This is a genomic window from Burkholderia sp. Ac-20384 (assembly GCF_017104605.1).
GTDB classification, from domain to species: Bacteria; Pseudomonadota; Gammaproteobacteria; order Burkholderiales; family Burkholderiaceae; genus Burkholderia; species Burkholderia lata.
Genome location: NZ_JAAGPE010000258.1, coordinates 1 through 13,538, shown reverse-complemented (window position 1 = coordinate 13,538; position 13,538 = coordinate 1). Strand labels below are relative to the sequence as shown.

Annotated in this window: 14 protein-coding genes and 1 pseudogene; 9 read left to right on the top strand and 6 right to left on the bottom strand. The window is 67.3% G+C overall.

The window, feature by feature from the left end:
- Positions 1 to 273 precede the first annotated feature (273 nt).
- Entirely contained in the window at positions 274 to 867 is a 594-nt protein-coding gene (locus G3O00_RS32425) for a TetR/AcrR family transcriptional regulator (protein WP_206145431.1), read from the top strand.
- A gap of 31 nt (positions 868 to 898) precedes the next feature.
- Here G3O00_RS32425 and G3O00_RS32420 read toward each other — a convergent pair whose 3' ends face one another.
- Positions 899 to 1,438, bottom strand: coding sequence for a MarR family transcriptional regulator (locus tag G3O00_RS32420; RefSeq protein WP_241025434.1), 540 nt, complete (start codon positions 1,436 to 1,438; stop codon positions 899 to 901).
- An 81-nt stretch (positions 1,439 to 1,519) separates the two neighbouring features.
- Here G3O00_RS32420 and G3O00_RS32415 point away from each other — a divergent pair, with 81 nt between their 5' ends.
- Together G3O00_RS32415 and G3O00_RS32410 are read left to right on the top strand one after the other, a co-directional pair.
- Positions 1,520 to 1,888: a hypothetical protein gene (locus G3O00_RS32415; protein WP_046549282.1), complete on the top strand. Its 369-nt coding sequence runs from the start codon at positions 1,520 to 1,522 to the stop codon at positions 1,886 to 1,888.
- 88 nt (positions 1,889 to 1,976) lie between these two features.
- Entirely contained in the window at positions 1,977 to 2,594 is a 618-nt protein-coding gene (locus G3O00_RS32410; protein ID WP_206145430.1) for a glutathione S-transferase family protein, read from the top strand.
- Between the two features lie 130 nt (positions 2,595 to 2,724).
- Here the strand turns inward: G3O00_RS32410 and G3O00_RS32405 are convergent, their stop codons facing one another.
- The 4 genes from G3O00_RS32405 to G3O00_RS32390 all read right to left on the bottom strand — a co-directional run bounded on the left by G3O00_RS32405 (position 2,725) and on the right by G3O00_RS32390 (position 6,734).
- On the bottom strand, positions 2,725 to 3,447 hold the full coding sequence (locus tag G3O00_RS32405) for an HAD-IA family hydrolase (RefSeq protein ID WP_206145429.1): 723 nt from the start codon (positions 3,445 to 3,447) through the stop codon (positions 2,725 to 2,727).
- A gap of 22 nt (positions 3,448 to 3,469) precedes the next feature.
- Positions 3,470 to 4,441 (bottom strand): ornithine cyclodeaminase family protein, encoded by a 972-nt coding sequence (locus G3O00_RS32400; protein WP_206145428.1) that lies wholly within the window; start codon positions 4,439 to 4,441, stop codon positions 3,470 to 3,472.
- A gap of 108 nt (positions 4,442 to 4,549) precedes the next feature.
- The gene (locus tag G3O00_RS32395) at positions 4,550 to 5,680 is read right to left on the bottom strand and encodes a DSD1 family PLP-dependent enzyme (protein WP_206145427.1); all 1,131 of its coding nucleotides are present in this window, start codon (positions 5,678 to 5,680) and stop codon (positions 4,550 to 4,552) included.
- 127 nt (positions 5,681 to 5,807) lie between these two features.
- Entirely contained in the window at positions 5,808 to 6,734 is a 927-nt protein-coding gene (locus G3O00_RS32390; protein ID WP_206145426.1) for a LysR family transcriptional regulator, read from the bottom strand.
- 162 nt (positions 6,735 to 6,896) lie between these two features.
- On the opposite strand from G3O00_RS32390, the gene G3O00_RS32385 reads away from it, so the two are divergent.
- From G3O00_RS32385 to G3O00_RS32370, 4 genes are all read left to right on the top strand, one after another.
- A complete protein-coding gene (locus tag G3O00_RS32385; protein WP_206145425.1) occupies positions 6,897 to 7,772 on the top strand; it encodes a LysR substrate-binding domain-containing protein in 876 nt (291 codons plus the stop codon).
- Positions 7,773 to 7,994: 222 nt separating this feature from the next.
- Entirely contained in the window at positions 7,995 to 9,137 is a 1,143-nt protein-coding gene (gene psrA / locus G3O00_RS32380; RefSeq protein WP_206145424.1) for an iron-containing alcohol dehydrogenase PsrA, read from the top strand.
- A gap of 16 nt (positions 9,138 to 9,153) precedes the next feature.
- On the top strand, positions 9,154 to 10,599 hold the full coding sequence (locus tag G3O00_RS32375; RefSeq protein ID WP_206145423.1) for an MFS transporter: 1,446 nt from the start codon (positions 9,154 to 9,156) through the stop codon (positions 10,597 to 10,599).
- Between the two features lie 158 nt (positions 10,600 to 10,757).
- Positions 10,758 to 11,612 carry a hypothetical protein gene (locus tag G3O00_RS32370; RefSeq protein ID WP_206145422.1) on the top strand — a complete coding sequence of 285 codons (855 nt, stop codon included), beginning with the start codon at positions 10,758 to 10,760 and terminating at the stop codon, positions 11,610 to 11,612.
- Between the two features lie 27 nt (positions 11,613 to 11,639).
- Here G3O00_RS32370 and G3O00_RS32365 read toward each other — a convergent pair whose 3' ends face one another.
- Positions 11,640 to 12,554: an NAD(P)/FAD-dependent oxidoreductase gene (locus G3O00_RS32365; RefSeq protein WP_206145421.1), complete on the bottom strand. Its 915-nt coding sequence runs from the start codon at positions 12,552 to 12,554 to the stop codon at positions 11,640 to 11,642.
- A 146-nt stretch (positions 12,555 to 12,700) separates the two neighbouring features.
- Between G3O00_RS32365 and G3O00_RS32360 the strand changes: the two genes are divergently transcribed.
- Both G3O00_RS32360 and G3O00_RS32355 read left to right on the top strand, forming a co-directional pair.
- Positions 12,701 to 13,141, top strand: a complete 441-nt coding sequence (locus G3O00_RS32360; RefSeq protein WP_175015140.1) for an Rrf2 family transcriptional regulator — start codon at positions 12,701 to 12,703, stop codon at positions 13,139 to 13,141.
- A gap of 250 nt (positions 13,142 to 13,391) precedes the next feature.
- A pseudogene (locus tag G3O00_RS32355) lies at positions 13,392 to 13,538 on the top strand (DUF2760 domain-containing protein); the annotation flags it as partial.

The window sequence follows — 13,538 nt, the reverse complement described above, 5'->3', positions numbered from 1 at the left end:
CGCGCGAGCGTCGCGTCGCCGCCGTCCTCCGCGAGCCGCGCGGCATCGCGGCCGATCCGGATTGCGCGCACGCCGCGCCGCGCCAGTTCGGCGACGACAAACCGCCCGGTGTGACCCGTGGCGCCATAGACTGCAACCGTCATTCGATCATCCATGATCAACTCCGATACAGAACGGTCTGTTTTATAGTACAGACCTGTAGCGTCGTCAAGGACGCGATGCTATGATCGGATCACTGTTGCGGGAGTGGGCGGCCAGCACGGCCGGGTCGGGATGAAAAAGGAAACAGGGTCACCAGGGAACGCGCCCGATACGCGCGAACGCATTCTGCAGACGGCCAGCGAGCTGTTCTACCGGGAGGGTACGCGCGCGGTCGGCGTGGACCTGATCGTCGCGCAGGCGGGCGTGGCGAAGACGAGCCTCTATCGTCACTTCGCGACGAAGGACGACCTGATCGAAGCGTTCCTGCTGCGCGAGGACGCCGATTTCTGGGCGCATTGGGACGCGGTGGCCGCGCAGTACCGGCGCACGCCGCGCGAGGAACTGGATGCGCAACTGCAATGGATCGGCGAACGCATTGCGCGGCCCGGCTATCGCGGCTGTCCGCAGATCAACATCGCCGCCGAATACGCGGACGGCAACCATCCGGCTCGCAAGGTGGCCGTCGCGCACAAGCAGGAGCTACGGCGCCGGCTGACAGAACTGGCGGGGGCGATCGGTGTCGATGAACCGGAAACCTTCGCGTTGCGGCTCGCGACCGTCATCGACGGTGCGCTGAGCAGCGGTCAGGCGCTGCATGCGCACGGGCCCGTGGCCTTCCTGCAGGAATTCGCGCAACTGCTGATGCCGAAAAAGGGCCGGAAGTAAGCGCGGCCGCCGCCGGGGTTCGCGTGCCGGTTCAGTCGGGCGCGGCCGGAGCGGCCGGAGCGGCCGGAGCGGCCGGAGCGACCGGAGCGACCGGAGCGGCCGGAGCGACCGGAGCGGCCGGCTCGACCGACAACGCGCGCAACTGGCCGCGCAACTGATCGACTTCCCCCGGCGCGAACGGCCGTTCGATCTCGGCGTGCGTCTGCTGCCACAGCGGAAACGCTTCGGCGAGCAGGTCGTGGCCGGCGGGCGTCAGTTCGAGCAGGCGGCTGCGCCGGTCGTCCGGGTCCTGGATGATCGTGACCAGGCCGCGCCGTTCGAGCGGCTTGAGTGCGGCGGTGAGCGTGGTGCGGTCCATCGCGAGCAGCGACGCGACCGATTTCATTGGCGCCGGCTGGGGCCGGTTCAGCGACATCAGCAGCGAAAACTGGCCGTTGGTGAGATCCAGCGGGCGCAGCACATCGTCGAAGATCCGCGCAAGATTGCGCGCCGCGCGCTGCATGTGCAGGCACAGGCAGCAATCGCGCACCATCAGCGTCGTTTCGAAAGGGAGCTTTTCTTTTCGTGCCATGTTGCAATTGTGTTGATATCAACCCATCTTGTCAAGGTCGAGGCGCGGCAGCCCGTCGCGTCCGTCACCGGAGGAGACAGCATGAGTGCTCAACAGCAGTTGTATCTCGCGGTATTTCTCGGGACCAAGGATAGCCCGGCGATGAAGGCGTGGATCGCGCTGCCGGACGAGGAGCGACGCACGCGCGAGCGCGACGGCATCGCCGCCTGGCATGCCTGGGTCGACCGGCATCGCGACGCGATCGTCGAGATGGGCGGGCCGCTCGGCAAGACGAAGACCATCGATGCGGCCGGCGTCAAGGACACGGCGAACGCGATGAGCGGCTTTACCGTCGTCCGGGCGGCCTCGCACGAAGCCGCGGCCGCGCTGTTCGAAGGCCATCCGCATTTCACGCTGTTCCCGGGCGTGGCGATCGACGTGATGCCGGTGCTGGCGATTCCCGGCGCGTGAACGACGCGCGAGGCCAGGCGTCGTGTATCGGCGAAGTGCCGTGGCCGGCATGCGGAAGTTTTCCCGACATTCTGGATGGAGACTGGCGATGAAGCTTTACGGATTTGCCGGCACCCGCTCGCAACGCGCGCTGTGGGGGCTGAAAGAACTGGATGCCGACTTCGAGTTCATCTCGGTGAACCTGCTCCAGGGCGAGCACAAGCGGCCCGAATTCCTGCGCCTCAATCCGGCCGGCAAGGTGCCGGTGCTGGTGGACGGCGACCTCGTGATTCCCGAGTCGGCCGCGATCGTGCTGTATCTCGCAGACAAGTACCCGGAGAAGGCATTGCTGCCGGTTGATCCGGCGTTGCGGGCCGAGGCTTACCGGTGGGTGATGTTCGCGGTGACGGAGCTCGAGCAGCCGCTGTGGCGGATCACGCGGCATTCCTTCATCTATCCGCCGGAGAAGCGCTCGCCGGCCGATATCGAGCTGGCGCGCGAGGATTTCAAGACGATGGCCGCGATCCTCGACAAGCATCTCGAAGGGCGCGTGTTCATCGTCGGCGACACGCTGACGGTGGCCGATTGCGTGACCGCTTACCTGATCGACTGGGCGGGCGAGTGCAACCTGATCGAATCGTTTCCGCAATTGCGTGCGTATCTCGAACGGCTGTATGCGCGGCCGAAGGCGCCGCAGCGGATCGCGGACGCGCGCAAGGCGGCGTGACCGTGCGGCGGCCGGCCATGCGCTGCATCGGCATGGCCGGCCGCTACATCCGTGCAGTCGGCGAGCGGCAGTCTCGCCGCGTTCATGGTGATGGTGAAGCGTGCGTCGCGAACGCGGCGCACGCGAGTGTTCACGCGACGTCGTCAGGCCCGCCGAGCATGCAGCACAGCATCGACAGGTCGCTGAGCGTGAGGTGCGGCGTCGCGGCCTGTTGCTGCGCACGCTCCGCTTCCGGATGCGTATCGCGAACGACCCACGCCGCCTGAAGCCCCGCGTTCAACGCACCGACGATATCGAGGTGATAGTCGTCGCCGACATGCAGCAGTTCCGCCGGCTGCACGTCGAGCGTTTCCGCCGCTGCATGAAAGATCCCGGGCTCAGGCTTCGCGACGCCGAACGCCTGTGCGCTGAGCGTCGCACGAAAGAATTCGCCGCCTCCGGTCAGCCGGAGGTCCGCGTTGCCGTTGGTCACCGCGATCAACGGAAACCGCGCGCTCAACCACGCGAGCGCCGGCAATGCATCGTCATAGAATTCGACCCGGTTGCGCGCGGCATAGAAGGCTGCGTATGCATGGTCGGTGAGCGCGACATCTTCGTTCGCACGCTCCAGCGCAAGCCTGATCGACCCGATTCTCATCGCACGGAAGTCGCCGGCAAGCTCGGGGCACAATCGTTCGTATTCCTCACGCAAGTCGCTTAGCGACTGCTGCGTGGGCAGCACACGCTCGGTACCGGGCGCGTGCTCGATCAGCCACGTGCGAAGCGTTGCTTCGGCCCGTACGACGGACGGCCCGAACGGCCACAGGGTGTCGTCCAGGTCGAACGAGAGGGCGGAAACTTGAGTAAGGCGCATGGCGATTGACGGGGAGTTTCGTTTACCAGGGCCACGGAATGGCGATTCCGGTGCCGTTTTCGAGGGCCTGCCGATACAGGAAGCGTGCGACGGTCAGGTCCTGCAGCGCGAGCCCGGTCATGTCGAAGACGGTGATCTCGTGCGGCGCGCGGTCGACCGTCGCGGTTCCGGCGAGGATGTCACCGATTTCCGTGCGTGGCAAATCCGGCGCCCACTGGCACTCGCCGATGCTGCGGGCCTGGTCGTGATCGTCCACGACGATGCGCGCGCGTTCCAGCACGCCTGCCGGAAGCTCACGCTTGCCTGCGGTGTCGGCGCCCACGCAGGTCAGGTGGGTGCCCGGCTGAACCGCATCGGCGTCGAACAGCGGGCCGCCGCCAGGTGTGGCCGTGATGACCACGTCGCTATCGGCCACCGCGTCGTTCCGGTCGCGCGCCACGGCGATCGTGCATCGTTCCCGGAAGGCCGATTCGAACACCGGGTCCGGCTTGCCGCTGACGTTCACGTATTGCACCGTGCACCGTTGCGGCAGTAGCCCGAGTGCATAGTCGAGTTGGACGCGCGCCTGCACGCCCGTGCCGAACACGCAGAGGCGCGTGCTGTCGCGACGCGCGAGCAATTGCAGCCCGAGGCCGCCGGCGGCGCCGGTTCGCGCGGTGGTGATCGCATTGCCGTCCATGATGCACAGCGGCCGGCCCGTAGCCGGGTCGAACAGCGCGACGGTGGCCTGATGCGGTTCGCCGCCGAGCCCGCGGTTGCCGGGCCAGAACCCGGCCGCCTTGAAACCGAGCAGATCCTGATTTGCGACATCGCCCGACTTGATGCCGAACACGCCGCCGGTGTGCAGTTTCTCGCGGACCACCGGGAACACGCGCCCGTCCCGTTGACTGTGCAGCACGAAGGCTTCGCGGACCGCCGCCGTCACTTGCGCGGCCTGGAGGGCGGGTGCGACGGCATCACGGTCGAGAAGCAGGAGTCGGGCGTCTGTCGGCATTTTCTGGCAAGCGCTTTCGGCGCAAGGCGAATCGAGAGGGTTTAAATTTTGTCCAGATTTGGATAAATAGTCAATTTTTCGACGGAGTGGCATGGGGCGCAGGTTTGCTTACCACCCGTAGAAGCGCGGCCACGTCTGCGCGCCGCCGTCTTCGGCGATCGCCTGATACTCGGGATGTTGCGCGCCGGTGGCGCACGCGTGATTCGGCAGGATGCGCAGACGGGTGCCGATCGGAAACCGTTGCACGATGCCGGCGTCGGGCGAGCCCGCGCGCGACACGATCCCGTGCTCCTGGTTGGCGGCGCTCATCACGTAGTCGCCGAGCACGTCGCCGTGTTCGGTGCAGACCTGCCCGTAGCCGAAGTCGCGCGCCTGGCGCTGCGTGCCGCGGTCGCGGCTCATCGCCATCCAGCCCGCGTCGACGATCGCCCAGCCTTTCTCTTCCTGGTGCCCGATGACGGTGGTCAGCACCGACAGCGCGATGTCGGACAGGCCGCACACGCCGATGTTGTGCATCACGAGATCGAACATCACGTAGACGCCGGCGCGTACCTCGGTGACGCCTTCGAGGTGTTCCGCCGCGAGGGCGGTGGGCGTCGAGCCGATGCTGACGACCGGGCAGGGCAGCCCGGCGGCCCGGAGGCGCTCCGCCGCCCGCACGGTGCGGCTGCGTTCCTGCTCGGCAATCGTCGCCAGTGCTTCGGGTGTGTCGTATTCGTAGCTGGAGCCCGCGTGCGCCAGCACCCCGCCGAGCATCATCCCGCCGTCGACCAGTGCGCGGCCCACGTCGATCAGCAGGTCGGCGTCCGGCGGAATCCCCGAGCGGTGGCCGTCGACGTCGACTTCGATCCACACGTCGAAACGCTCGCCGTGCGCGCGCCCGAATTCGGCGATCGCATGCGCGGCCGGCAGGCTGTCGGCGACCAGCTTCAGGTCGCAACCCTGCCGGCGCAGCGCGAGCGCCTGACCCAGCTTCGCGGGCACGATGCCGACTGCGTAGACGATGTCCCGGATACCGTGCGCGAAGAACTGTTCCGCTTCCTTGAGCGTCGACACCGTGATGCCCTGCGCGCCTGCCGCTAGCTGGGCATCGACGACGTGTGCGCACTTGGTGGTCTTGACGTGCGGCCGGAACCTGACGCCGAGCGCGTCCAGATGCGCCTGCATGCGGCCGATGTTGTGACGCATGCGGCCGATGTCGATCAGGGCGGCCGGGGTGTTGAGGGTTTGAAGGTCCACGATGCGTTGCCTTGGAGTATTGCCGATGCGAACACTGTAGGCCCGTCGATGAGTCTCGGGTTTAACGCGTCGCTAATCCGGCATTAAGTGCAGTTTAATCAGCCGGATCGCGTGGACTGTCGCGCAGTCATGCGTTGCCGCGCCACGGCGGCGGGCTGAGAAACCGCGTCGCGGCTTCGAGAAACACCCGTTGCCGCGCGGAACGGCCGGTGCGCGACGGAAGCAGCGCCGTTACCGGCGCGGCCGGGAGATGCCAGTCGGGCAGCAATCTAACGAGCTTGCCGTTCGCCAGCAGCGGCGCGACGTCCCACTCGGAGCGCTCGACGATCCCGAGACCGGCCAGCGCCCATTCCGTGATGACGGTACCGTCGTTCGAGGACAGCGCGCCGGTGACGCGGATCACGGCGGACCGGCGCGGTTCGCCCGTGACGTCGCCGCCTTGCGAGAAGCGCCAGCGCGGGATGTCCTCGTCGTTCTCGCGCAGGCACAGGCAGTCGTAGCGGGCCAGGTCGGACGGATGGTTCAGTTCCTTGATGCGACGTGCGTAGGCCGGGCTCGCGCACAGAAAGCGCTCGTTGGGCGCGAGCGGATACCCGATCCACGACGACGACTTGAGGCTGCCGACATGGACGACCACGTCGGCCCCCGACGCGCTGGTCAGCGGGCTCTCCGACAGGTGGAGCGCGATGTCGAGCTTCGGATGCGCGCGTTGCACGTCGCGCACGATCCGCGCGACGTACTTGCGGCCGAAGCCGAGCGGCGCGACGACGCGCAGCGTGCCCCGCACGTCGCCGTGGTCGCCTGAAATGCTGACCGGCAGCGCCTCCACGCGCTCGAGGATGTCGACGGCTTCCTGGTACAGCCGTTGCCCTTCGTCGGTCAACGCGATCCCTTTCGGCTGCCGCACGGCGAGCCGTGCGCTCAATCGCGCTTCCATCCGTTGCAGGCGAATCGTGACCGCGGGCGGCGTGAGATCGAGCAGCCGCGCGGCCGAAGCCAGCGAGCGCGACGTACCGATCGCGCGGACGAGTCGAAGGTCGTCGAGGTCGAGCATTTCATGTCTCTTAATGCTGATGATGCCGGGCATTAAACCGCATATCACGCGTCGCAGCCATCGAGGTGGCGGGAACGCGCGTGTCACATTCGGCCGATACATTGGGTTTCCCGATGCTTTCCGGCATTCGGCACGAAATTCCCGATCGATCGCCTGACCCTCATGACCCTGACCCAGCTTCGCAGCTTCATCGCCGTCGTCCAGCATGGCGGCTTCACCGCGGCCGCGCGCGCGCTGTCCACCAGCCAGACGACGATCACGTCGCAGATCCAGACCCTCGAACAGGAACACGGCGTCGAGCTGTTTCACCGGCGCGGGCGGCGCGTCGAACTGTCTGCGGTCGGCCTCGAATTCCTGCCGATCGCGCGCCGCATCTGCAGCGACGAGACCGACGCCGCCGCGCTGCTGCGCGACAGCGGCGCGTTGCAGCGCGGTTCGCTGAAGATCGGCGCGGTCGGCCCGTTCCATGTGACGGAGATGATCGAGGCGTATCACGCGCTGCATCCGCACATGCACCTGTCGGTCGCGCTCGGCAATTCGGAAACCGTGCTGCGCGATCTCGACCAGTACGTGTGCGACGTCGGCGTGGTGGCCCGCGCGTTCGAGGACGCGCGCTACTTCACGCAGCGCTATGCGAGCTTTCCGGTGATCGCGTTCGTGCGGACGACGCATCCGTTCGCGAAGCGCGACGCGATCACGCTGCATGAGCTGGCCGGGGAACCGCTGCTGATGCGCGAACCGGGCTCGACCACGCGCCGTGCGCTCGAAGACGCGATGGAGGCCGCTGGCCTGACGCCGCGTATCGCAATGGACATCGGCAGCCGCGAGGCGCTGCGCGAGGCCGTCGCGCGCGGGCTCGGCGTCGGCACGGTGTCGAAGGCCGAATACGTGCCGGATGCGCGGCTGCGGCCGTTGCGGATCGACGGCGATCCGGTCGTGACCCATATCCACGTGTGCTGTCTGAGCGAGCGGCGCGAAAGCCGGCTGGTCGCGTCGTTTTTCGATGCGGTCGCGCAGTGCCGGCCGCTCGATGCGTGAACGCGGCTGGTTGCACGCCGGCCCACGGCGGCGATCCATCGAAAATTTCGGTCGATCCATAGCCGATAACCGGGATTTTCGATCACGAACGCGTCATCGCGGATGCCTAACCTGATGCTCAACCCCATTCGATCCAGGTGCGAGCATGAATTTCGATGATCCGTTACCCCATGACATGATTCGTCATACTGATGATTGTGCGACGCTCGCGGGAGCCGCGGCATGAGCGACTGGCGCTTCCACAATCCCGTGCGCATCCGCTTCGGCGTCGATGCGCTGGCCGGTGCGGGCGATGCGCTCGCCGGCCGCAGCTACGCGATCGTCACGTATCCCGATGCGGTGTTCGCGCGGCTCGCCGACCGGCTCGAGGCGCAGCTCGGGCCGGCGCTCACGCGGATCGACTGCGTCGAGGCGAACCCGTCGGTGCCGATGCTGCGGCGCGCATGCGATCAGCTCGCCGCGCTGCCCGGCAAGCCGGACGTGCTGATCGCGCTCGGCGGCGGCTCGGTGATCGATTCGGCGAAAGTGCTCGCCGCCGAGCACGGCGACTTCGAGCGCGTGCTGCGCATCCTGTCGGGCGATGCCTGCGCTGATCGCGGCGACGCGGCGCGGCTCGCGCTGCCGATCGTCGCGATCCCGACTACGGCCGGCACCGGCAGCGAAGTGACGCACTGGGCGACCGTCTGGGATCCGCACAACACGCGCAAGCTGTCGCTGTCGCGGCCCGACCTCTATCCGGAAACGGTGATCGTCGATCCGCGCCTGATGGTCGGCCTGCCGATGCAGCCGACGCTCGCGAGCGGCCTCGACGCGCTGTCGCACGCGCTCGAAAGCATCTGGAACGTCCATGCGAACCCCGTCACACGCGGCCTCGCGGTGCAGGCGGCGCGCGAGCTGATCGGCGGTCTTGGCCGCGTGAATGAGCATCCCGACGATCTCGACGCACGCAGCGACATGGCGCTCGGTGCGCTGCGCGCGGGGCTCGCGTTTTCGAATACGCACACGGCGCTCGCACACAACATCTCGTATGCGATCACGTTGACGCGCGGCGTCGCGCACGGGATCGCGTGCTCGTTCTGCCTGCCGGCGGTGATGCAGGCGGCGCTCGGCGTCGACGACGCATGCGATGCCGCGCTGCGCGAGATCTTCGGCGACACCGCATCCGCGCCCGCGCAACTCGCCGCGCTGCTCGACACGCTCGGCGTCGCGCGCCACCCGGCCGCGTACGGGATCGACGCACACGAATGGGCGCGGATCGTGGATCACGCATTCGACGGCGCACGCGGCCGCAACTTCATCGGCACGCGCGCGCGCTTTCCGCATCTGGACTTCAGCCCGGAGCAGCCCGAACGGGCGCTTCACTGACGAGGAGCCACTCATCATGAAACCGTCTCACCCGATCGAAACGGACGCGCTCGCGCGTCTCGACAACCTGCCGTGGACGCGCTCCCACACGCTGATGCTGGTCGCGCTCGGCGTCGGCTGGGCGCTCGATTCGTTCGAAACCAACATCATCGGCAGCGTATTCGGCGTGCTCAAGTCGCACTGGCACCTGAGCGCCGCGCAGGGATCGCTCGCGGTCAGCATCTGGGTGTTCGGGATGCTGGTCGGCGCGATCGCGTTCGGCTATCTCGCCGACCGCTACGGCCGCAAGCGCCTGTTTCTCGCGACGCTGCTCTGGTACGCGTTCTTCAGCGTCGCGACCGTGCTGTCGTGGAACTACGAGTCGTTCCTGTTCTTCCGCGCGATGACGGCGCTGGCCGTCGGCGGCGAATATTCGGCGGTCACCGCGACGATGGGCGAATTCATTCCGAAGCGCCATCGCGGTCGCACCGACGCGCTGATCCTGTCGGGCTTTCCGGTCGGCGCGCTGCTGTCGGCGGCCGTGTCGTATCTCGTGTTGAACCAGTTGCAGGCCGAGTGGGCGTGGCGCGTGGGTTTCGGCCTCGGCACGACGATGGCGCTGGTGTTCTTCTGGATCCGCCGCGTGATTCCGGAGTCGCCGCGCTGGCTGATTCAGCAGGGGCGCGTAGCGGAAGCCGACGCGATCGTCGAGCAGGTCGTCGCGAGCGCGGCGCGCGATCCGCTGGCCCAGGTAGATCGCGCCCTGTTGACGAAGCGCTATGCGCCGACCCGCTACGCGCACCAGGCGCCCGCGTTCTGGCGCAACGTCGGCGAGCTGTTCGGCGCCTATCGCGCGCGCTGCGCGCTCGCCGGGGCGCTGAACTTCTCGCAGGCGGCCGTCGTGTACGGCGTGCTGTCGCTGATGGCGCTCGTGATCCTGCCGTACATGAAGGTAGCGTCGACGGACATGCCGCTCTACTACATGATCGGCAACGCGGCGGCGCTCGCGGGCGGCATCGTCGCGGCGGTGCTCGTCGAGGCGTGGGGGCGGCGCGCGTCGCTGTTCGTGAGCTACACGTTCACCGTCGCGGCGATCGTGTTCATCTACGCGATGCACGCGCTGCCCGGCATGGTGCTCGGCTATTGCCTGATCCAGTTCGGCGTCACGTGGGCGTACATCTCGGGCTATGTCGTGTCGTCCGAGATCCTGCCGACGCGGATTCGCGCGACGGGGCTCGGCGTGTCGGTCGCGATCGGCCGGCTCGGCGCGGTGGTCGCGCCGCTGATGCTGACGAACGTCTATGCGATGTCCGGCTCGCCGTCGGCTGCGCTGATCGTGTTGCTCGTGCTCGCGTTGCCGGGGCCGCTCGCGGCCGGCCTGTGGTGGATCAACGGGCGCGAAACGCGGCGGATTTCGCTCGAGGAATGCAGCACGGAAGCCGACGCGCAGCCGGCGGTGGACGCCGCGCCGCGCGTGGCGTGAATGGGCTCGATGGTGCCGGCCACGGGCTTAAAGAATAGTCGCGTCGCGCCGATATAGAGACGAGGTCCGGCCCTTTGCGCTCCGTGTCCGGACCAGCACGGAGCGTGTTGCCGAGGGCCGCGACATATTCCAACGACAAAAATGGAGCGTCTCATCTTATGAAGCCAGTCTTTTCCCGCCCCTTGGCCGGCCGCATCGCAATCGTCGTCGCAGCCACTTCGCTTGCCGCATGCGGCACGACGAATCCGCTGCAGCAGGCTGGCCAGGGGATCATGGGCGCCTTGACGTCCGACGCCGGTCGGACCGACGTGTCGAGCCTGAAGCCGATCGTCCTGAAGATCCCGAACGATGCCGGCATCCAGCCGCGCAAGGTCGCGCCGTATTCGACGGTCATTGTCCGCGACGTCGGCTACGACAGCCGCAGCGTGCAGGTCATCGCGAACGCGCAGTATTACCGGCTCCGGTTCGAGAACCTGACGCCCGGTTCGTTCGTCGTACATGCCCGCACGGACAACGGCGTCGCCGGTTCGGGCGTGAAGTACGACGTCAACTTCAACGTGCAGGAATCGCCGAAGGGCTATCAGGTCGCGTTTCAGCCCATGACGCGCAATGCCTATCAGCAGGGGCTGATCGGCAAGTTCCCGGTGCCGAACTTCAACGATGCCGACCTGCGCACGCAACTGACCTCGTTGCAGATCGTCTATCGCTTCGAGGTCGATTCGCCGTACAACTCCGAATCGGTGACCGCGAACTTCATGCGTCTCGCGCGGCCGATGACAGCGCGGCAGGGCTGGGCAGACCCCGTGACGGGCAAGATCTACAGCAGCTACTTCGTGTCGACGCTGCACGGCCGCGACATGACTTACGTCACGCAGGTGTATCCGTATCACAACGGGTCGAAGGCTGTGATTACAGCGGTGATCACCGGCGTCGAGACCGCGCCGGATACGGTCGATTTCAGCGTGCTGATCAACGACGCGCGTCACATGCTCGAAGGCATCGCAAAATCCTGATCACGTGACATGCGGCTGCCCGCCCGCTTACGCGTGCAGCCCCCAGATCAGCGACCGGTGTGCGGCAACCCCGGCCATCACGCCCGACGCCGATGCGAACGTCGCATTGGTCATCGGTGTCGACGCGTCGCCGGCTGCGAATACGCCGGCGACGCTCGTCTGCTTCAATGCATCGACGCGCACGACCGGGCCGAGCGGCCCGTCGTCGAACGCGCAGCCGAGCTGCTGCGCGAGATCGCTCGCCATCGCCGTGCGCGCGCCGACGAACAGCGCATCGATCGGCACGACCTGCCCGTCGGCGAGCCGCAATGCGTCGATACGTGGCGCATCGCCGAGAATTTCCTCGACCGGCGAGCGCTCGATACGCACGCCGCGCGCGGCGAGCAGCGCGGCCTCTTCTTCGTTCGTTTCGGCCTGGCCCTGCGTGAACCACGTCGTCGGGCCCCAGTCCGGAATCAGGATCGCCTGATGCACGGACAGCGGATGCGAGGCCAACACGCCGAGCCGCTGGCCGCTCACCTCGTACCCATGGCAATACGGGCAATGCAGCACGCTGACACCCCAGCGTTCCGCAAGCCCCGGCAGCGCGGGCAACTCGTCACGGATGCCGGTCGCGAGGATCAACCGGTCGGCGCTCGCACGGCTGCCGTCGGCCAGCGTCACGTGGAAGCGGCCGTCCGCATCGCGCTTGGCCGTGCGCACGTCGCCTGCGATTCGCTGCACGGTCGGATATGCGGCGAGCTGTGCGGCGGCTTCGTCGACGATCTGCGCGGGCGGCTTGCCGTCCTGCCCGAAAAAGCCGTGCGCGTGCGCGGCAAAGCGGTTGCGCGGCTGGCCGGCGTCGATCACGAGCACGCGGCGGCGTGCCCGTGCAAGCTGCATCGCGGCCGACAGCCCGGCAAAGCTGCCGCCGATCACGATCACTTCATGATGGTCTTGCATGCACCCACTCCTTTCCTGAACCTGCGTGAATGACGGATGTGTCCCGGTGGCGATCCACTCAACTCATGAAACACGAGAAGTTGCATGATAGGGCGATGGTATCATTCACGCAACTTCAAAAGTTTCGAGAGAGGGGAGCACCGCTCGTGAGAACCGACAGTCGCTTGTCGCGCATGCTGCATGCGCTGATCCACATGGACCAGGTCGACGGCCCGATGACGTCCGAAGCGATCGCGACGATGCTGTGCACGAACCCGGTCGTCGTGCGGCGCCTGCTCGGCGGCTTGCGCGACCGTGGCTACGTGCAGTCGGAGAAGGGGCATGGCGGCGGCTGGGTGCTGAGCGTCGCGCTCGACGACATCACGCTGCTCGACGTCTATCGCGCGGTGGGCGAGCCGCCGCTGTTTTCCGATCTCGTGACCGACGACGAGGCCGAATGCCTGGTCGAGCAGGCCGTCAATGCGCACCTGTCGGCCACGCTGAAGGAGGCCGAGACGACGCTGCTGGCACGCTTCGGCGAAGTCACGCTCGGCATGCTGTCGCGCGATTTCGACGCAAAGCACGCGAAGCGGCGCAAGCCGCGCTGACGCGCCGCAGCATCGCGGCCGGTCGCGCTTGACGCGCCCTCCGGCTCGGCCCAAAACGCTGCGCCGCGATGTTCTGTCCCCCAACTTCTGCCCGGTTCGCCCGCCACAGGGCAAAATACGGGTTTTCCGCACCCGCGAGGGCGCGACCGAATCACGCGCCGGGCGGCGGCAGTGCGCAATCCGCACGCCGCCGCCGGGCGCCCAGGCAAGATCGCTCGCCATGTCGCGAGCCCACAGGAGTCCAGACCCCATGCCCGAATCCAACCTGTCCTTCTTCGGCCGGCTGTCGCTGGCCGTCGGCACGTTTTTCTCCGTGCTCGGCAACCGCGAGTTCGCGGCCGGCGTGCTGCGCGTGCGCGATGGCGCCCCGGCACCGGTCGCGCCGGCACCCGCCGCT